Genomic DNA, 19843 nt, shown 5'->3' on the forward strand with positions numbered 1-19843 from the left:
AGATCGAGAGAATTCATGACTGTTCGTACCCGCATTGCGCCTTCCCCAACCGGTGACCCGCACGTCGGCACCGCCTACATTGCGCTGTTCAACCAGTGTTTTGCCCGCCAGCACGGCGGACAGTTCATCCTGCGTATTGAAGATACTGACCAGGTGCGTTCCAGCGCTGCCTCTGAAAAGCAGATTCTCGACTCCCTGCGCTGGCTGGGTCTTGAATGGGACGAAGGTCCGGATGTGGGTGGCCCGCATGGCCCCTATCGTCAGAGTGAACGCAGCGCCATTTATCACGAGCACAGCGAAGCGTTGATCGAGAAGGGCCATGCCTTCCGCTGCTTCTGCTCCAGTGATCGGCTTGATGCGCTGCGGGCCGAGCAAATGGCGAACAAGCAGACGCCCGGCTATGACGGCCACTGCCTGAACCTGACTGAGGATGAAGTGAACGCCCGCGTAGCTGCAGGCGAAGCGCACGTTGTGCGCATGAAGGTGCCGAACGAAGGTATCTGTAAGGTGCAGGACATGCTGCGTGGCGAGATCGACATCCCGTGGGAGCAGGTCGACATGCAGGTGCTGATGAAGGCCGATGGTCTGCCGACCTATCACCTGGCCAACGTGGTGGACGATCACCTGATGGGCATTACCCACGTCCTGCGTGGTGAGGAGTGGATCAACTCCGCGCCCAAGCACATCCTGCTGTACCAGTATTTCGGTTGGGACATGCCGCAGCTGTGCCACATGCCACTGTTGCGCAACCCGGACAAGAGCAAGCTGTCCAAGCGCAAGAATCCGACCAGCATTACCTTTTACGAGCGCATGGGCTACCTGCCGGAAGCGCTGCTGAACTACCTCGGCCGGATGGGCTGGTCGATGCCTGACGAACGCGAAAAGTTCACCCTCGCTGAAATGGTTGAGCACTTCGACATTCAGCGTGTCTCGCTGGGTGGGCCGATTTTTGACATCGACAAGCTGTCGTGGCTGAACGGACAGTGGATTCGTGAGCTGTCCGAGGATCAGTTTGCCGCAGCAGTGCAGCAGTGGGCGTTGAATCCGGCGTACCTCAAGCCGATGATCTCGCTGGCGCAGACCCGTGTGGAAACCTTCAGCGATCTGCCGAACCTGCTGAGCTTCTTTATGGCCGGCAAGGTTGATCCTGCACCTGAGTTGTTTGTGCACAAAAAACTGGACGCCGACGGCGTGCGCAAGGCGCTGCAGTTGTTGCTGTGGAAGCTTGAAGCGCTGCGCGACTGGGACAAGGACAACATTACCGGTGTCATTCAGGCTGTCGCAGCCTACATGGAGCTGAAACTGCGCGATCTGATGCCGCTGCTGTTCCCGGCGATTACCGGCCAAGCCAGCTCGGTATCAGTGCTGGATGCCATGGCGCACCTTGGCCCGGACCTGACCCGCTATCGCCTGCGTCAGACCGTCGAGCTGCTGGGTGGCACCTCGAAGAAAGAGAACAAGGCCTGGCAGAAGGAGCTGGCGGCGATCTAGCCTCCAGCTGAAAGCGGCGCGGAGGGATCCTAGCGCCGCGGTTCGCCGCCCCACCAATCAGCTTGCGGCTTATGGCTTGCAGCTTGCGGCTGGTTTCAAGATAAGTTGCTGTTTTGCGTAAATTTCTGTTGACACCCGAAGGCGTCAATCTTAATATGCGCACCGTCATTGAGACGGGGCTATAGCTCAGCTGGGAGAGCGCCTGCATGGCATGCAGGAGGTCAGCGGTTCGATCCCGCTTAGCTCCACCAAGTTTTTTTGGTCGACGTTCGCGTCGACCTGTTTTCTACACTGCTGAACAGATTCCAGACTGTTCAGAGAAGGGATTGCGTCCCCTTCGTCTAGTGGCCTAGGACACCGCCCTTTCACGGCGGTAACAGGGGTTCGAGTCCCCTAGGGGACGCCATTTTTACCGATGCGTGAAAGCGTATCAGGGTCGCAAGACCTGGGGCTATAGCTCAGCTGGGAGAGCGCCTGCATGGCATGCAGGAGGTCAGCGGTTCGATCCCGCTTAGCTCCACCAATTCAAAAAGGCCGGCGAATTCGCCGGCCTTTTTTGTTTTCTGCGCTCAACCTTCTATCAAACAGTCCACCTGCCAGCGCGGCTCGCCGTCGACGTTGTCGTGGCGCAATCCGTGTATGTCATTACCGAAGCCGGGGAAACGGGTTTCCAGGTCGATTGCTGCTGCCAGATAGGCGGCAATGCTATTGTCCTCCGGGAAGCGTTCACCAGGCATGATGACGGGGATGCCCGGCGGATACGGCACGAGCATGACTGCAGCGAGGCGGCCATTGAGTTCATCGATGGGCGTAGCTTGCACCCTGCCGCGAACCATTTGCTGATAGGCGTCAGCCGGGCGCAGGCTCATGCTTGGGAGGTCTGTATACATGGCGCGCTGCAGGTGTACCAGGGCGTGCTGCTTGTAGCATTGGTGCAATTGCTGGCATAGATCGCGTAGCCCGAGGTTCGCGTACTCGGGGCGCTGGGCTATCTCGGGTAGCGTGGTGTCGAGCGGTGCATTGCGATCATATAGGCGTTTGAACTCGCGGAGTTCCGACAGTAGCGTGCTCCACTTGCCCTTGGTGATACCCAGCGAAAACAGAATCAGAAAGGAGTAGAGCCCGGTTTTCTCAACAACCAGGCCGCGTGAGGCGAGAAAGCGTGTTACCACTGCCGCCGGGATGCCGCTTTTCGCTAGTCGCCCTTTGTCCTCTACGCCGGGAGTCAGCAGGCTGACCTTGATCGGGTCGAGCAGCGCATAGTCGTCTGCCATTGCGCCAAACCCATGCCACTGTGCGTTATTGGCGAGCGTCCAGTGTTGCGCGGTCAGGGCGTCGGAGGTCAATGCATGCTCGGGCTCCCAGACATCGAACCACCATTCATCTTCATCCATCTGGTCTGCGGTCTGCTGCATCGCGCGGCGGAAGGAAAGGGCCTCGTCGAGTGTTTCCTGGACCAGTGATTCGCCGGCAGGGCCGGCCATCATGCCGGTAGCAACATCAATCGACGCAATCATGCCGTAATGTGGCGAGGTGGAGGTGTGCATCATGTACGCCTCGTTAAAGCGCTCGCTATCGAGTTGCTGGTCTGCGCTGTCACGGGCAAGGATGATGGATGCCTGGGAGAGTGCTGCCAGCACCTTGTGAGGTGACTGGGTGGCGAATACCAGAGGGTGGCCGCTGCGTCTTGGGCTACTGCTGCTCATGCCGTGGCGCCCCTGGTAGAAGGGATGGAAGGCGGCATAGCCGTACCAGGCCTCGTCGAAGTGCAGGACATCAACCCGGTCGCGCAGTTGTTCGGCAATCATGTGGGTGTTGTAGCAGAGGCCGTCGTAGGTTGAGTTTGTTAGCACCGCAAGGCGAATGCGTGGGGGCTCTGTTCGATCTTGCAGCAAGGGGTGTTCGGCGAGCTTCTGGTTCAGTCTTTCCATGCTGAAGCTGTCGTGTGTGATCGGGCCGATAATGCCGTAATCGTTGCGTGAGCCGGTCAGATAGATTGGGATGGCGCCGGTCATGATGATCGCGTGCAGGATCGACTTGTGGCAGTTGCGGTCGACCAGTACGACATCGTCCCGAGTAACGTAGGCGTGCCAGATGATCTTGTTTGAGGTTGAGGTGCCATTGACCACATAGAAGGCGTGATCTGCACCAAAGACGCGGGCCGTATTGGTCTCTGCTTCGGCGACGGGGCCGGTGTGGTCCAGTAGTGAGCCAAGCCCTGGCACTGATACAGAAAGGTCCGAGCGCAGGGTGTTTTCGCCGAAGAAATCGTGGAAGGCGCGCCCAACCGGGCTTTTTCGAAAAGCGACGCCGCCCCCGTGTCCGGGTGAGTGCCATGAGTAACTGGCACGACTGCTGTATTCCAGCAGTGCCTTGAAAAACGGTGGCAACAGCTGTCCCAAATAGCTGCGAGCGGTGCGGGCGATTTGCCCTGCAATGAAGGGGAGAGTGTCTTCGAACAGGTAGATTATGCCGCGAATCTGATGCAGTTCGCGCAGCGCTGACAGCAGCTCTGGATCAATGGTCTGGCGGGTGCTAAGTGCCATGATCGGCAATTCCGGGGAGCGGCTGTGAGCGGCATTGAACAGGGTTTCGACCTGGGACAGGTCGCTCTGGGCTTCCGGTGTAAACAGAATGCATGACAGACCCCGATGCGCTTCGGCGATTAGCTTGCCTTCCTCCAGTTGCTCTGCGCCCAGTACCTGGAACCCTTCGCTGGAAATGGCATCAATCAATGCGGCGAGTTGACGTCCTGCAACATTGCTCTGACCGATGGCTGGATGAATGATCAAGATCGGGAAATTCAGTTGTTTGAACATGACGCGTCCCTGTTGCTGGTGGCTGCTCTCAGCCTAATGCGGGTTTGTGGGCTTTGCATTGCGGGTTGCAGTGTGTCTTTGTAGTACCATCTCCCATCAAACTGATTTACGTCCGCTGCCAAGGAGATGCAAGCCTGTGAACTGGGATCTGCCAACCCCCTTTACCCAGCCGATTACGGTGATGTCTGACGATATCGACGAGTTGGGGCACGCCAATAATGCTGTTTATGTCCGCTGGCTTGAGCGTTGTGCCTGGCGGCATTCAAACGCGCTTGGCCTGGGTCTGGAGGAGTATCGGGAGCTGGATCGGGCCATGGCGGTCGTGCGCCACGAGATCGATTATCTGGCGTCGGCTTACGAGGGTGACGAGCTGGAGATGGCAACCTGGATCATCAGCTGGGATGGCAAGCTGCGCATGACGCGGCACTTTCAGTTGTGCCGCAAGCGTGACGGACTGACACTGCTGCGGGCGCGAACCACGTTTGTCTGCATCGAACTGTCGACAGGGCGGCCAAAGCGCATGCCTGAGGCGTTCATTGAGGGGTATCGCAAGGGAATGACTGAAACCCCTGAAGGGTTTTGAGAGACCCCGGCGCCGGGCGCCGGGGTGATGTTCAGCGGTACTCGCACAGGTAGGCGGTATCGCGCTCGACTTTCAGGTTAAAGCGGCTGTTGGCCGGCACGGTGAACTGGTCACCGGTATTGTAGGTGTTCCACTCATCGCTGCCTGGCAGCTTGACGGTCAGGGCGCCGTTGATAACGTGCATGATTTCCAGTTGGCTGGTACCGAACTCATATTCGCCGGGAGCCATCACGCCGACGGTGGCTGCGCCTTCGGGTTGTTTGAAGGCAATTGAGGCAACCTGACCATCGAAATACTGATTTACCTGAAACACGCGCAATACTCCTGCAGATGAAAGGGCGCTCATTATGCCGAGGGCCGATCTTTCGGGCAATTGCGTCGCTGTGGGTTTGAATCTTCGGACGGCTTGAAGTCGGCATCCGACAACAATGGGGTGAGTTATGGCAAACGTTGCGTTTATCGGTCTAGGTGTTATGGGTTATCCCATGGCGGGGCATCTGCAGCGGGCAGGGCATCAGGTCACGGTCTACAACCGGACCGCCGAAAAAGCGGCACGCTGGGTGCAGGAGTACGGTGGCAAGTCAGCCGAAACACCGGCCGCCGCTGCGCGAGGCCAGGACTTTGTGCTCATGTGTGTAGGCAATGATGATGACTTGCGCGACGTGGTCTGTGGTCAGCAGGGCGTCTTCGCCGGCTCACACCAGGGGCAGGTGGTGGTTGATCACACCACGGCGTCGGCGGGCGTTGCGCGCGAGCTTTTTGCGGCTGCTGCCAACTACGGCGTGGGCTTCTTGGATGCGCCGGTTTCCGGTGGTCAGGCCGGTGCCGAGAAAGGTCAGTTGACCATCATGGTTGGCGGTGATGAGTCCGTATTCGACCTCGCGAGACCGGTTCTGAATTGCTATTCCAAAATGCTGCGCCGTATGGGTGAGTCTGGTAGCGGCCAATTGACCAAAATGGTCAATCAAATTTGTATTGGTGGGCTATTGCAGGGGCTGTCGGAGGCGATGCATTTTGCTCAGCGCGCAGGCCTGGATGGCGATGCGGTCGTTTCTGTGATCAGCAAAGGGGCTGCCCAGTCCTGGCAGATGGAAAACCGTTACCGGACCATGCTCGATGGCGAGTTTGATTTCGGGTTTGCTGTCGACTGGATGCGCAAGGATTTTGCCATCGTGCTGGAAGAGGCCCGACGCAACGGCGCGCAGTTGCCTGTCACTGCTCTGGTTGATCAGTTCTATGCTGATGTTCAGGCAATGGGCGGCGGGCGCTGGGATACGTCAAGCCTGATTGCCCGCCTACAGAAAGGCGACTGATGGAGTGTCGTGCAGCCTGCGGTGCGTGCTGCACTGCGCCGTCGATCACATCGCCAATTCCGGGCATGCCGGGCGGTAAACCTGCTGGTATGCCCTGCATTCAGCTGTTGCCGGACATGCGCTGCGCGATCTTCGGTTCTCCCGACCGTCCGGCGGTCTGTGCCGGCTTTTTACCGGAAGAAAGCGTGTGCGGCAACACGCGGGCCGATGCCCTGCGGATTATTGGCTGGCTGGAGTCTGAAACTGGCGCGTCCTAGCTTTCACGCAATTGGCTTCTGCGCCGACGCAAGGTGCCGCCGAAAACGTTGATGGTTAGTCCAAGCAGGATGAGAAGCGCGCCTAGCAGTTGCATCTCGTCCAGTGTTTCACCCAGCAATATGTTGGCCGAACTGAGGCCGATCACCGGAACCAGCATCGAGAATGGAGCGATCTGGCCCGCAGGATAGCGAGACAGCAAGCGGCTCCATAGGCCATAGCCGATCAGCGTCGCACCAAACGCCAGGTAGAACAGGGCGAAAATGGCGGTCGAGCTGATCTGTGACAGGGCTTGACCGATCTGCTGCGGCCCTTCCAGCCAGAGTGACATCGCCAGAAATGGCAGTGGCGGGATCAGGCTGCCCCATACGACCAGACTGGTCAGATCAATCTGCCCGACCCGTTTGGTGATGATGTTGCCGCAGGCCCACATCAGTGCGGCGCACAGCGTCAGTACGAGGCCGATCGCGGTCATGCTTGAACCGCTTCGCAAGCCGATCAGGAGTAGTCCGGCTGCGGCAGTCAACAGCCCCGCCAGATTATGGGCTCTGACTTTTTCGCTCAGTAGCCGGGCCGCCAGCAGCAAGGTGAAAAACGCCTGCGACTGCAGCACTAGAGAAGCCAGCCCTGCGGGCATGCCGTTAGCCATCGCGCTGAACAAAAAGGCGAACTGGCCAAAGGAGATCGTCATTCCGTAGGCGACCAGCCAGCGCAGCGGGATTTGGGGGCGGCGAACGAAAAATACGGCCGGAATGGCCGCCAGCGCGAAGCGCATGGCGCCGAGCAGCATGGGTGGGAGTTCATCAAGTCCCAGCTTGATTACGACAAAATTGAGCCCCCAGATCAGGATGACCAGCAAGGCGAATCCAAGGTCTCTTGCGGACATGATGTGGCGGGCTCCGTCGGGATGTGGGGTGGAGCTGCCTATACAATCATGATCGGCGACTTTTGCTGCGGTACAGTGGCATTCGCAATGACCTGTACAGTGCTCCCCGGTTTCCGGGCCAGTTCAGTTGGTAACTGTCATAGGTTTGCAAAGCTCTGGATGACAAAGCTCTGCAGTGCGTCGACCAGCGGGCTGCCCTTACTGCCGCGCTCAAGTACGATCTGGTAACTGCCCATTGGCGGTAGACCGGCGGCGTTGTCGACGATTTTGAGGGGTTTTCTCACCAGGCTGCGCGGGAAAGGGGCTACCGCCAAATCCGCTTCCATGGCCGCCTGCTGGCCCGCGCAGTGCTCACTTACATAGGCAATCCGATACGCCATGCCGGCGCGATCGAGTGCGGCCAGAGCGGCTTCTCGCCATACGCAGCCGGGGCCGGCAAGCGAGAGCGGCAAGGGGCGCTGCGTTGCTGCTTGTCCGCCTGCGCATTCTGCCCAGACCAGTTGCTCGGTGTGGACTACCTCGCCACTGGGGGCATGGCTGCCAGAGGTAACCAATGCCAGATCCAGTTCGCCTTGGCGTATTTGTTCGCTCATGTCCTTGCTGCGCGCCATCACTACATCAACCTGCACGCCAGGGTAGTTGCGCGCAAAGCTGCTCAGCACGGTGGGCAGGATGCGTGTGCCTACGTCATCGGAGGTGCCGAGGCTCACGCTGCCATTGAGCTCTGGGTGGTAAAACCGGCTCAGGGCCTGCTCGTTGAGGTTGAGCATGCGTCGGGCAAAGCCGAGCAACGCCTCGCCCTCGACCGTGACGCTGGCGCGACGTGGCTCGCGCTTTAGTAGTCGGTAGCCAAGCAATTCTTCCAGGCGCTTGATCTGCATGCTGATGGCGGACGGGGTGCGGTGTACCTGCGCTGCAGCGGTAGAGAAGCTGCCGGTCTCGGCAATGGCAATGAAGCTACGCAATACATCCAGTTCCAGTAGCGGTAAGGCTGCGCTTTTTGGGGTGGCAGTCATGAAACCCTCGTTCAATTAAATTGAATTTGCATGTTATTTAAATTCGCTGGATTGAACAATGATGGCGCGAGAAGGTAGTGCTTCACTTTCGCAGGAGGCTGAGCCATGAGTTGCAACGAGAAGCACGAATCGCGCAAAAGACAGATTCCGACATCACCATCTCAGCATGATTTCTATATGCCGGCGATGCCGCCTTTCTGGTTGTTCCGAGCGATACGGCGCGGAGTGCGCAAGCTCTGGCGTTGCCTCAGGTGATCGCCAGAATTGGGGGCGGCTGGTCGTTTTCGGGTTTTAGGATGGGGTGCGGATTGAGCTAGGCCGGGGTGGGGTACGCGTCGACGCTGAATGATGAGGGATAAGACAGAGCCAATAAAAAACCCGCCGAGGCGGGTTTTTTATTGGCTGCAGGCGACTTACTTGCTGGGGTAGTCGCGCTGGGTGGAGCCGGTGTACAGCTGGCGCGGACGGCCAATCTTGTACGGACCGCTGATCATCTCGTTCCAGTGCGCAATCCAGCCTGGAGTACGGCCGGTAGCAAAGATAACGGTGAACATTTCGGTCGGAATGCCGATCGCCTTCAGGATGATGCCGGAGTAGAAGTCGACGTTGGGGTACAGGTTGCGCTCTTTGAAGTAGGGGTCGTTGCGTGCGATCTCTTCCAGCTTCATGGCCAGTTCCAGCTGCGGATCGTTGATGCCCAGCTCAGCCAGCACTTCGTCGCAGGTCTCTTTCATGACCTTGGCGCGTGGGTCGAAGTTCTTGTAAACGCGGTGACCAAAGCCCATCAGCTTGAACGGGTCGTCCTTGTCTTTGGCTTTGGCAACAAACTTCTCGATGTTTGACACGTCGCCAATCTCGTCCAGCATACGCAGTACGGCTTCGTTCGCACCGCCGTGTGCCGGTCCCCACAGGGCGGCGATGCCGGCTGCGATACAGGCGAACGGGTTGGCACCGGAAGAGCCGGCCAGGCGGACAGTGGAGGTGGAGGCGTTCTGTTCGTGATCGGCATGCAGGACAAAGATGCGATCCATGGCCTTGGCCAGTACCGGGCTGATCTTCTTCTCTTCACAGGGTGTGTTGAACATCATGTGCAGGAAGTTTTCGGAGTAGCTCAGGTCGTTGCGCGGGTACATCATGGGCTGGCCCATGGAGTACTTGTAGACCATGGCGGCCAGAGTCGGCATCTTGGCGATCAGGCGAATTGCGGAAATTTCGCGATGGTGCGGATCGTTGATGTCCAGAGAGTCGTGGTAGAAGGCGGAGAGGGCGCCGACGACGCCACACATAATGGCCATCGGGTGAGCATCGCGGCGGAAGCCGTTGAAGAAGTTCTTCAGTTGCTCGTGAACCATGGTGTGGTTCTTGATGGTGTTGTCGAACTTGGTTTTTTCTTCTGCGTTGGGTAGCTCGCCTTTGAGCAGCAGGAAGCAGGTTTCCAGGAAGTCGGACTTCTCTGCCAGTTGGTCGATTGGGTAGCCGCGGTGCAGGAGTACGCCTTTCTCACCATCAATATAGGTAATCTTGGATTCACAGGACGAAGTGGCCATAAAGCCAGGATCGAAGGTGAATACGCCTTGGGCGGTCAAGCCGCGTACGTCCACAACATCGGGGCCCATGGTCCCGGAATAGACTGGCAGCTCGATGGGGGCCGCGCCCTCGATGATCAACTGCGCCTTTTTGTCAGCCATTGATGGCCTCCTGTTTTGCTGTATCGAAAAGGTGACCCCCCACGCAGGGCCCGCATCACTATAAGGTGATAAATCGGTTTGTCAATTGTGCGGATAGTGAAAGGAAATGAGGGCAATTAAAAGCTTTAATTGCAAGCGTTTTGTGTTGAGGGGCTAGACTTTACAGCGCGGAAACAGAGCGTTTCCCGCAGGCTGTTCCGTTGTAATCAATGGCCTAAGTCACTATACTCCTTGACCGGCAAAGTGACCCGCAGGGCTTCGCCAGAAGCTGCTGGGGCGGGTCATTAAAGGCGTCAGAGTACGCCTTCCTATAATCCAGCCCTGTCCACAGGGCCCTGAGTGTGAATATAGCCGTGAATAGCAAACGACCCGTCAACCTCGACCTCAGGACAATCAAGCTTCCTGTAACCGCCTATACGTCAATTTTGCATCGCATTTCTGGCGTCATTCTGTTTGTCGCAATCGCAGCACTGCTCTGGATGCTCGACACCTCTCTCAGTTCCGAGAGCGGCTTTGAGCAGGTCAAGAGCTGTCTGGCGAACCCGCTGGCCAAGCTGGTCATTTGGGGCATTCTGTCTGCGCTTCTGTACCACCTCATTGCCGGTGTGCGTCACCTGGTCATGGATGCTGGTATTGGTGAAGGGCTGGAAAGCGGCAAGCTTGGTTCACAGATAGTGATCGTAGTTTCTGCCATCGTGATTGTTCTTCTGGGGGTTTGGATATGGTAACGAATGTCACCAACCTGTCTCGCAGCGGTCTGTATGACTGGATGGCGCAACGCGTCTCCGCTGTAGTTCTCGCTGCTTATGTGTTGTTTCTGCTTGGCTATCTGATTTGCAATCCCGGGCTGACCTTTGCCGATTGGCAAGGTCTGTTTGCCCAGAGCTGGATGCGCATCTTCAGCCTGCTGACCCTGGTCGCGCTAAGTGTGCATGCCTGGGTAGGGATGTGGACCATCTCTACCGATTACCTGACTCCCATGGCCCTCGGCAAGTCTGCCACTGTTGTCCGCTTCCTGTTCCAGGCGGTCTGCGGTCTGGTCATGTTTGTACTTTTCGTCTGGGGCGTGCAGATTCTCTGGGGTAACTAAATGTCTACTATTCGCACACTGACTTTTGATGCCATCATCGTAGGTGGTGGTGGTGCTGGCATGCGCGCTGCGCTGCAGCTGGCTCAAGGTGGTCACAAGACTGCTGTGGTAACCAAGGTATTCCCGACTCGCTCGCACACCGTTTCGGCTCAAGGTGGTATCACCTGCGCCATCGCCTCGGCTGATCCGAATGACGATTGGCGCTGGCACATGTACGACACCGTCAAGGGCTCCGACTATATCGGTGACCAGGACGCTATCGAGTACATGTGTTCTGTCGGCCCGGAAGCAGTCTTCGAGCTTGAGCACATGGGGCTGCCGTTCTCCCGTACTGAAACCGGTCGTATCTACCAGCGTCCGTTCGGCGGTCAGTCCAAAGGTCCGGATAACCCAACTCAGGCTGCCCGTACCTGTGCTGCCGCTGACCGTACTGGTCACGCTCTGCTGCACACCCTTTATCAGAACAACGTCAAGCACAACACCTCGTTCCTGAACGAGTGGTATGCCGTTGATCTGGTCAAGAACCAGGACGGCGCTGTCGTTGGCGTTATTGCGATCTGCATCGAAACCGGCGAGACCGTATACATCCGTGCCAAGGCAACTGTGCTGGCTACCGGTGGCGCTGGTCGTATCTATGCCTCTACTACCAATGCCCTGATCAACACTGGTGACGGTGTCGGTATGGCCCTGCGTGCTGGCGTGCCGGTGCAGGACATCGAAATGTGGCAGTTCCACCCGACCGGTATCGCCGGCGCTGGTGTACTGGTCACCGAGGGTTGCCGTGGTGAAGGTGGTTACCTGATCAACGCGCACGGCGAGCGTTTCATGGAACGTTATGCTCCGAACGCGAAAGACCTGGCTGGTCGCGACGTTGTCGCGCGCTCCATGGTCAAAGAGATTCTGGCCGGCAACGGCGTTGGTCCGAACAAGGATCACGTACTGCTGAAGCTGGATCACCTGGGCGAAGAAGTGCTGCACAGCCGTCTGCCGGGTATCTGTGAACTGTCCAAGACCTTCGCGCACGTTGATCCGGTTACTGCTCCGGTTCCGGTTGTACCGACCTGCCACTACATGATGGGTGGTGTTGCTACCAACATCCACGGTCAGGCAATCACTCAGGACGCTAACGGCAACGACAAGATCGTCGAAGGTCTGTTCGCTGTTGGTGAGGTCGCTTGCGTATCCGTGCACGGTGCGAACCGTCTGGGCGGTAACTCGCTGCTCGACCTGGTTGTCTTCGGTCGCGCTGCCGGTCTGCACCTGGAGTCTGCTCTGAAGGATGGTATCGAGTACCGCGGTGCGTCCGAGTCCGATATCGACGCCTCCCTGGCGCGTCTGTCCGGTCTGAATGAGCGTACCACTGGCGAAGACGTTGCTCCGCTGCGTAAAGAACTGCAGAACTGCATGCAAAACTATTTCGGTGTATTCCGTACTGGTGAATACATGCAGAAGGGTATTGCCCAGCTAGCTGATTTGCGTGAGCGTATCGCCAACGTCAAGATCGACGACAAGAGTCAGGCATTCAACACCGCTCGTATCGAAGCATTGGAACTGCAGAACCTGCTGGAAGTGGCTGAAGCCACCGCGATTGCAGCTGAAGCCCGCAAGGAAAGCCGCGGTGCCCACGCTCGTGAAGATTTCGAAGATCGCGATGACGAAAACTGGCTGTGCCACAGCCTGTACATGCCCGAAACCAAGCAGCTCAACAAGCGCGCAGTTAACTTCGCGCCCAAGACTGTTCCGGCGTTCCAACCTAAAGTACGTACTTACTAAGGGTGACCGATATGTTGCAAGTGAGTGTTTATCGTTACAACCCGGAGAGCGACAACGCCCCGTACATGCAGGACTTTCAGGTTGATACCGACGGCAAGGACATCATGGTTCTTGACGTGCTGGCCCTGATCAAGGAACAGGACGGTGGTTTCTCCTACCGTCGTTCCTGCCGCGAGGGTGTTTGTGGCTCTGATGGTATGAATATCAACGGCAAGAACGGCCTGGCGTGCATCACGCCGCTGTCCGCTGTGGTCAAGAACAACAAGCTTGTTCTGCGTCCGCTGCCTGGTTTGCCGGTAATTCGTGACTTGGTTGTAGATATGAGCATCTTCTACAAGCAGTACGAAAAAATTCAGCCGTATCTGCAAAACGACACGCCGGCGCCTGCTATCGAGCGTCTGCAGTCACCCGAAGAGCGGGAAAAGCTGGACGGCCTGTACGAGTGTATTCTCTGTGCATGCTGCTCTACTGCCTGTCCTTCTTTCTGGTGGAACCCGGACAAGTTCATCGGCCCGGCTGGTCTGCTGCAGGCTTACCGCTTCCTGGCGGACAGCCGTGACGAAAAGACCGACGAGCGTCTGGCGTCCCTGGATGATCCGTTCAGCGTATTTCGCTGCCGCGGCATCATGAACTGCGTGAATGTGTGCCCGAAGGGTCTGAATCCGACCCGCGCTATTGGACACATCCGCAACATGCTGCTGCAAAGTGGTACCTGATCGGCTGAAATTGCATTAAGTTGGCCTGTGCCGGCTCCTGCCATAGGGAGCCGGACAGTTTTTTAACGAATCGCAGCCCAAAAAGCAGCGATTTGTATGTACCTAAACCAGCAGGGGCACTCGGGTAACACCCGAACTATCTGTCGGGGCCGGCAATTTTCCGTTTGACGGAATAGGTGGCGGCAGGATTTGAGGCAGCGACACTGCCCCCAAATCAACGCCAGCAGTTTCGCGCGGATGGCTGAGTTTTTACTCGCCAATTAATGGTCTTTGCGCCAGGTGGTGTCCCCTTATAGAGGGTGACCAAGCATGCCAGACAGCGTAATGCAGCAGCTGTGGAGCACCTCTCACCTTGACGGTGGGAATGCGTCCTATGTTGAAGAGCTTTATGAGCTCTATCTGCAAGATCCGAACAGTGTTTCCGAAGAGTGGCGTAGCTATTTCCAAAAGCTGCCCCAGGTAAACGGTCACGCCGGTTCGGACGTTCCTCACTCCGCGATTCGCGACCAATTTCTCCTTCTCGCCAAGAGCAATCGTCGTCCGCAGGCTGTCAGCGGCGGCGCCGTCAGCAGCGAACACGAAAAGAAGCAGATTGATGTCCTACGCCTGATTCAGGCTTTCCGGATGCGTGGCCATCAGGCCTCGAATCTGGATCCGCTGGGACTCTGGAAACGCGAAGAAATCGTCGATCTGACACTGGCCGACTACGGCCTGACTGAAGCCGACCTGGACACCGTGTTCCGTACCGGCGAGATGCATATCGGTAAGGACGAGGCTACGCTGCGCGACATTCTGGATGCGCTGAAGTCCACGTACTGCTCGACCTTCGGGGCCGAGTACATGCACATCGTCGACTCAACCCAGCGTCGCTGGTTCCAGCAGCGCATGGAGAGTGTACGTGGCAAGCCGCAGCTCGGCGCAGATACCAAGCGTCATTTGCTGGAGCGCCTGACTGCTGCTGAAGGTCTGGAAAAGTATCTGGGCACCAAGTACCCCGGCACCAAACGCTTTGGTGTGGAAGGTGGCGAGAGCCTGATTCCGATGCTGGACGAAATCATTCAGCGGTCCGGCTCCTATGGTACTCAGGAAGTTGTGCTTGGCATGGCCCACCGTGGTCGCCTGAACGTCCTGGTCAATACCCTCGGCAAGAACCCCCGCGACCTGTTCGACGAGTTCGAAGGCAAGAAGAAGGTCGATATGGGGTCTGGTGACGTGAAGTATCACCAGGGCTTCTCCTCTAACGTCATGACCTCCGGTGGCGAAGTTCATCTTGCGCTGGCGTTCAACCCGTCTCACCTGGAGATTGTCTCTCCGGTGGTGGAAGGTTCCGTGCGTGCACGTCAGGACCGTCGCCTGGATGTCACCGGTGACAAGGTACTGCCGATCAGCATCCATGGTGACGCGGCGTTTGCGGGGCAGGGTGTGGTCATGGAGACATTCCAGATGTCCCAGACCCGTGCCTACAAGACCGGCGGCACAATCCACATCGTCATTAACAACCAGGTTGGTTTTACCACCAGCCGTCAGGACGATGCGCGCTCCACCGAGTACTGTACCGATGTCGCCAAGATGATTCAGGCGCCGATTTTCCACGTCAATGGCGACGACCCGGAAGCGGTTCTGTTCGTCACTCAACTGGCCGTTGATTACCGCATGCAGTTCAAGCGTGATGTCGTCATCGATATGGTCTGCTACCGTCGTCGCGGCCACAACGAGGCCGACGAGCCGTCCGGTACCCAGCCGCTGATGTACGAAGTGATCACCAAGCACGCGACTACCCGTGAGCTGTACGCCGAGCGTCTGGTCGCCGAGGGTGTGCTGAGCAAGGAAGACGTTCAGGATTACTTCGAGGAATATCGCAACGCGCTGGATAACGGTGACCACGTGGTCAAGAGCTTGGTCAAGGAGCCGGACAGTAGTTCGTTTGTTGACTGGGCGCCTTATCTGAACCACAAGTGGACTGCGCGTCACGACACCAGCTTTGACCTGAAAACCCTGCAGGAACTGGCTAATCGCCTGACTGATCTGCCGGATGGTCTGGTATTGCAGCGTCAGGTTGGCAAAATTGTTGAAGACCGACGCAAGATGGCTGCCGGTGCGCTCGCTCTGAACTGGGGTTTCGCTGAGACCATGGCGTACGCCACTCTGCTGCATGAAGGTCACCCGGTGCGCATCACTGGTCAGGACGTCGGTCGTGGTACTTTCTCGCACCGTCATGCTGTGCTGCACAGCCAGAACGATGGCCGCGCCTATGTGCCGCTGCGCAAGCTGAGCGACAACCAGCCGCGTTTCGATATTTACGACTCGCTGCTCTCCGAAGAAGCCGTGCTGGCGTTCGAATACGGCTACGCGACGACCACGCCGAACGCACTGGTTATCTGGGAAGCCCAGTTTGGTGACTTCTTCAACGGTGCTCAGGTGGTGGTTGATCAGTTCATTACCAGTGGTGAGCACAAATGGGGGCGTCTGTGTGGTCTGACCATGCTGCTGCCACACGGGTACGAAGGGCAGGGCCCGGAGCACTCGTCTGCACGTCTTGAGCGCTTCCTGCAATTGAGCGCCGAGCACAACATTCAGGTGTGCGTACCCTCAACGCCTGCTCAGGTTTATCACATGCTGCGCCGTCAGGTCATTCGTCCGCTGCGCAAGCCGCTGATCGCCCTGACACCGAAATCATTGCTGCGCCACAAGCTCGCTACCTCGACGCTGGAAGAGCTGGCCGAAGGCTCCTTCCAGACTGTGATCCCCGAGATCGATGCAATCGATCCGAAGAAGGTGGATCGCGTGATCATGTGTAGCGGCAAGGTGTACTACGACCTGCTGGAGAAGCGTCGCAACGAAGAGCTGGATAACGCCGTTGTGATTCGTATCGAGCAGCTGTATCCGTTCCCTGAAGATGACCTCGCTGAAGCGCTAGCACCGTACAAGAACCTGAAGAAGGTTGTCTGGTGTCAGGAAGAGCCAATGAACCAGGGTGCCTGGTACTGCAGCCAGCATCACATGCGTCGGGTCGTTGCTCAGCACAAGACCAAGAATCTGTATCTGGACTACGCTGGACGTGAGGCTTCTGCCGCGCCTGCCTGCGGCCATCCTTCCATGCACGCCGAACAGCAGGAAAAACTCCTGCAAGACGCCTTTACCGTCTGAGCTACGCCAGACAACAGAGATTAATAAGGATCGACAATGGCTATTGAAATCAAAGCCCCTACTTTTCCGGAATCAGTTGCTGACGGCACGGTTGCCACTTGGCACAAACAGCCTGGCGATGCGGTAAAGCGCGACGAACTGCTGGTTGATATCGAGACCGACAAGGTTGTAATGGAAGTACTGGCAGAAGCTGATGGCGTAATGGGTGACATCGCCAAGGCTGAAGGGGATACCGTGCTCAGCGGCGAAGTGCTGGGCACCCTGAAAGCTGGCGAAAAAGCGGCTGCACCGGCCGCCAAACCTGCCGAAAGCAAGGCTGAGGCAGCCCCCGAAGCCGAGGCGGGCGGTGAAGAACCGCTGCTGTCGCCGGCTGCACGCAAACTGGCCGAAGAGAACGGCCTTGCCGCTGCCGACATCACCGGCTCCGGCAAGGGGGGGCGCGTCACCAAGGAAGACGTGCTGAACGCCATCGAAGCCAAGAAGAACGCGCCGGCTGCCAAGCCTGCTGCGGCACCGGCTGCACCGGCTGCGGCTGTTGCCGTAGCTGAAGGTGATCGCGTCGAGAAGCGCGTACCGATGACTCGCCTGCGCGCCCGGATCGCTGAGCGTCTGGTTGACGCCCAGTCCAGCATGGCCATGTTGACCACCTTTAACGAGGTCAACATGAAGCCGATCATGGATCTGCGCAGCAAGTACAAGGATCTGTTCGAGAAGAAGCACAATGGCGTACGTCTGGGCTTCATGTCCTTCTTCGTCAAGGCAGCTACCGAAGCGCTCAAGCGCTATCCGGCGGTCAACGCCTCGATCGACGGCAACGATGTTGTCTACCACGGTTATCAGGATATCGGCGTAGCCGTATCCAGCGACCGCGGTCTGGTTGTGCCGATTCTGCGTAACACCGAGAGCATGGGCCTGGCGGACATCGAAGGCACCATCGCTGATTACGGCCGCAAGGCACGTGATGGCAAGCTGACCATGGAAGAGATGACTGGCGGTACGTTCACCATCTCCAATGGTGGCGTGTTTGGCTCGCTGGTTTCCACCCCGATCGTCAACCCCCCGCAGGCTGCCATTCTGGGCATGCACAAGATCCAGGACCGTCCGATGGCGGTTAACGGTCAGGTCGTCATTCTGCCGATGATGTATCTGGCGCTGTCCTACGACCACCGCCTGATCGACGGCAAGGAAGCAGTGAGCTTCCTGGTTGCCATCAAGGACCTGCTGGAAGACCCGGCTCGTCTGCTGCTGGACGTTTGATCGGTAACACGGGTTTTCCGCAGTAGATTACTCGCCCGGCACCTAGTGCCGGGCTCCGCTTTGAGTTCTGCTGCCAACAGAGGATTTGCTCATGAGTCAGAAATACGATGTGGTAGTCATTGGCGCGGGCCCCGGCGGTTATGTCGCTGCCATCCGCGCGGCGCAGCTGGGTCTGAAGACCGCCTGTATCGAAAAATACGTCGGCAAGGACGGCAAGAACGCCCTTGGTGGTACCTGCCTGAATGTTGGCTGCATTCCGTCCAAGGCGCTGCTGGACAGCACTTGGAAGTACCATGAGGCCAAAGAGGGTTACAAGGTCCATGGTATCGACGTCAAGGGCATCAGCATGGATGTCCCGGCGATGGTCGAGCGCAAGGACAAGATCGTCAAGCAGTTCAGCGGCGGCGTTGCCACCCTGTTCAAGGCCAACGGCGTGACCAGCATCGAAGGTCACGGCAAGCTGCTGGCAGGCAAGAAAGTTGAAGTGACCGCGCCGGACGGCACTGTCACTGTGCTGGACGCTGAAAACGTGATTCTGGCCTCCGGCTCTGTGCCGATCAATATTCCGCCGGCACCGCTGACCGACGATATTGTCGTTGATTCCACTGGTGCTCTGGACTTCACCTCTGTACCGAAGAAACTGGGCGTTATCGGTGCTGGTGTGATCGGTCTGGAGCTGGGTTCGGTATGGCGCCGCCTGGGCGCTGAAGTAGTTGTGTTCGAGGCGCTGGATTCGTTCCTCAGCCTGGCTGATGAACAGGTTGCCAAGGAAGCGCTGAAGACCTTTACCAAACAGGGTCTGCAGGTTCGCCTGGGTGCTCGGGTTACCGGTACCGAGATCAAGCGCAAGCAGGTCACCGTGTCGTTTACCGACAGCGAAGGCGAGCAGCAACTGACCTTTGACAAGCTGATCGTGGCCGTTGGCCGCCGTCCGTACACCGAAAACCTGCTGGCCTCTGATTGTGGTGTCGATCTGGACGAGCGCGGCATGGTCTACGTCGACGACTACTGCGCAACCAGCGTGCCGGGCGTTTACGCCGTCGGCGACATGGTTCGCGGCCCAATGCTGGCCCACAAGTCGTCGGAAGAGGGCGTAATGGTTGCCGAGCGCATTGCCGGCCACAAGGCGGCGATGAACTACGACCTGATCCCGTCTGTTATTTACACCCACCCGGAAATCGCGTGGGTCGGCAAGAACGAGAAGCAGCTCAAGGCCGAAGGCGTCGAGTTCAACGTTGGTGTCTTCCCGTTTGCTGCCAGCGGTCGCGCGGTTGCTGCCAACGACACCGGTGGCTTCGTCAAGATGATCGCCGATGCCAAGACCGACCGCGTGCTGGGCGTTCACGTTATTGGCCCAAGCGCTGCCGAACTGGTTCAGCAGGGCGCCATTGCGATGGAATTCGGTACCAGCGCTGAAGATCTGGGCATGATGGTCTTCTCGCACCCGACGCTGTCCGAGGCCCTGCATGAAGCGGCACTGGCGGTAAATGGCCACGCAATTCATGTCGCCAACCGCAAGAAGCGTTAATATAGCGCGCTGACCCGGCGGTCGCAGTGCGACAGTCGGGTCAACGGCGCAGCTTAAAGGACAACTTTGGCCGAGCAATCGGCCAGGCCACGATAGGGTGGTCAGCCGTGTTGCCGGATGCCGGTTTGCCCGTCACGAGCCCGTCGAAAAGGGCGAGTGCAGGCAGCAGGGCATGTAAAGGATGAGACATGTGCGGGTCAGCAGGTCTCCGGCAGAACGGCATTGGTGGTTACGGTCCCCTAGGACAGTGGCTATAAAACGTAATTCCTACACGATCAAAA

General features: G+C 58.0%; 16 protein-coding genes and 3 tRNA genes. 14 read left to right on the plus strand and 5 right to left on the minus strand.

What is annotated here, in order from left to right; translation table 11 throughout:
• The first annotated feature begins 15 nt into the window (after positions 1-15).
• The 4 genes from gltX to ACKPCU_RS11430 all read left to right on the plus strand — a co-directional run bounded on the left by gltX (position 16) and on the right by ACKPCU_RS11430 (position 2014).
• Positions 16-1491, plus strand: a complete 1476-nt coding sequence (gltX, locus tag ACKPCU_RS11415) for a glutamate--tRNA ligase (protein ID WP_321346791.1) — start codon at positions 16-18, stop codon at positions 1489-1491.
• A gap of 175 nt (positions 1492-1666) precedes the next feature.
• Positions 1667-1742: transfer RNA gene (locus ACKPCU_RS11420), tRNA-Ala, on the plus strand.
• A 79-nt stretch (positions 1743-1821) separates the two neighbouring features.
• Positions 1822-1897 (plus strand) — tRNA-Glu (locus ACKPCU_RS11425).
• Between the two features lie 41 nt (positions 1898-1938).
• Positions 1939-2014, plus strand: a tRNA-Ala gene (locus ACKPCU_RS11430).
• Positions 2015-2060: 46 nt separating this feature from the next.
• Here ACKPCU_RS11430 and ACKPCU_RS11435 read toward each other — a convergent pair.
• Positions 2061-4310 carry an Orn/Lys/Arg family decarboxylase gene (locus tag ACKPCU_RS11435; RefSeq protein WP_321346792.1) on the minus strand — a complete coding sequence of 750 codons (2250 nt, stop codon included), beginning with the start codon at positions 4308-4310 and terminating at the stop codon, positions 2061-2063.
• Between the two features lie 136 nt (positions 4311-4446).
• On the opposite strand from ACKPCU_RS11435, the gene ACKPCU_RS11440 reads away from it, so the two are divergent.
• Positions 4447-4893, plus strand: coding sequence for an acyl-CoA thioesterase (locus ACKPCU_RS11440; protein ID WP_104738488.1), 447 nt, complete (start codon positions 4447-4449; stop codon positions 4891-4893).
• A 31-nt stretch (positions 4894-4924) separates the two neighbouring features.
• On the opposite strand, the gene ppnP is transcribed toward ACKPCU_RS11440, so the two are convergent.
• On the minus strand, positions 4925-5206 hold the full coding sequence (gene ppnP, locus ACKPCU_RS11445; protein WP_104738489.1) for a pyrimidine/purine nucleoside phosphorylase: 282 nt from the start codon (positions 5204-5206) through the stop codon (positions 4925-4927).
• Between the two features lie 127 nt (positions 5207-5333).
• Between ppnP and ACKPCU_RS11450 the strand changes: the two genes are divergently transcribed.
• A complete protein-coding gene (locus ACKPCU_RS11450; protein WP_321346796.1) occupies positions 5334-6206 on the plus strand; it encodes an NAD(P)-dependent oxidoreductase in 873 nt (290 codons plus the stop codon).
• Positions 6206-6463 carry a YkgJ family cysteine cluster protein gene (locus ACKPCU_RS11455; protein WP_321346797.1) on the plus strand — a complete coding sequence of 86 codons (258 nt, stop codon included), beginning with the start codon at positions 6206-6208 and terminating at the stop codon, positions 6461-6463. The genes ACKPCU_RS11450 and ACKPCU_RS11455 overlap by 1 nt, the downstream gene beginning before the upstream one ends.
• Here ACKPCU_RS11455 and ACKPCU_RS11460 read toward each other — a convergent pair.
• From ACKPCU_RS11460 to gltA, 3 genes are all read right to left on the minus strand, one after another.
• Complete coding sequence (locus tag ACKPCU_RS11460; protein WP_321346799.1) at positions 6460-7347, minus strand: EamA family transporter; 888 nt, start codon at positions 7345-7347, stop codon at positions 6460-6462. The genes ACKPCU_RS11455 and ACKPCU_RS11460 overlap by 4 nt on opposite strands.
• Positions 7348-7484: 137 nt before the next feature.
• Positions 7485-8363 (minus strand): LysR substrate-binding domain-containing protein, encoded by an 879-nt coding sequence (locus tag ACKPCU_RS11465; protein ID WP_321346800.1) that lies wholly within the window; start codon positions 8361-8363, stop codon positions 7485-7487.
• 413 nt (positions 8364-8776) lie between these two features.
• Positions 8777-10051, minus strand: a complete 1275-nt coding sequence (gltA, locus tag ACKPCU_RS11470) for a citrate synthase (RefSeq protein WP_104738494.1) — start codon at positions 10049-10051, stop codon at positions 8777-8779.
• 341 nt (positions 10052-10392) lie between these two features.
• On the opposite strand from gltA, the gene sdhC reads away from it, so the two are divergent.
• The 7 genes from sdhC to lpdA all read left to right on the plus strand — a co-directional run bounded on the left by sdhC (position 10393) and on the right by lpdA (position 19562).
• On the plus strand, positions 10393-10779 hold the full coding sequence (gene sdhC / locus ACKPCU_RS11475; RefSeq protein WP_188656531.1) for a succinate dehydrogenase, cytochrome b556 subunit: 387 nt from the start codon (positions 10393-10395) through the stop codon (positions 10777-10779).
• Positions 10773-11141 carry a succinate dehydrogenase, hydrophobic membrane anchor protein gene (gene sdhD, locus ACKPCU_RS11480; protein WP_104738496.1) on the plus strand — a complete coding sequence of 123 codons (369 nt, stop codon included), beginning with the start codon at positions 10773-10775 and terminating at the stop codon, positions 11139-11141. Before sdhC ends, sdhD begins: the two co-directional genes overlap by 7 nt.
• Positions 11142-12914: a succinate dehydrogenase flavoprotein subunit gene (sdhA, locus tag ACKPCU_RS11485; RefSeq protein WP_104738497.1), complete on the plus strand. Its 1773-nt coding sequence runs from the start codon at positions 11142-11144 to the stop codon at positions 12912-12914.
• An 11-nt stretch (positions 12915-12925) separates the two neighbouring features.
• The gene (locus tag ACKPCU_RS11490) at positions 12926-13630 is read left to right on the plus strand and encodes a succinate dehydrogenase iron-sulfur subunit (RefSeq protein WP_104738498.1); all 705 of its coding nucleotides are present in this window, start codon (positions 12926-12928) and stop codon (positions 13628-13630) included.
• 309 nt (positions 13631-13939) lie between these two features.
• Positions 13940-16777, plus strand: a complete 2838-nt coding sequence (locus ACKPCU_RS11495; protein WP_321346806.1) for a 2-oxoglutarate dehydrogenase E1 component — start codon at positions 13940-13942, stop codon at positions 16775-16777.
• Between the two features lie 36 nt (positions 16778-16813).
• A complete protein-coding gene (odhB, locus tag ACKPCU_RS11500; protein ID WP_104738500.1) occupies positions 16814-18034 on the plus strand; it encodes a 2-oxoglutarate dehydrogenase complex dihydrolipoyllysine-residue succinyltransferase in 1221 nt (406 codons plus the stop codon).
• A 91-nt stretch (positions 18035-18125) separates the two neighbouring features.
• On the plus strand, positions 18126-19562 hold the full coding sequence (lpdA, locus tag ACKPCU_RS11505; protein ID WP_321346809.1) for a dihydrolipoyl dehydrogenase: 1437 nt from the start codon (positions 18126-18128) through the stop codon (positions 19560-19562).
• The last annotated feature ends 281 nt before the right edge of the window (positions 19563-19843 follow it).

The sequence above is a fragment of the Halopseudomonas oceani genome, assembly GCF_963677335.1.
Lineage (GTDB): Bacteria > Pseudomonadota > Gammaproteobacteria > Pseudomonadales > Pseudomonadaceae > Halopseudomonas > Halopseudomonas oceani.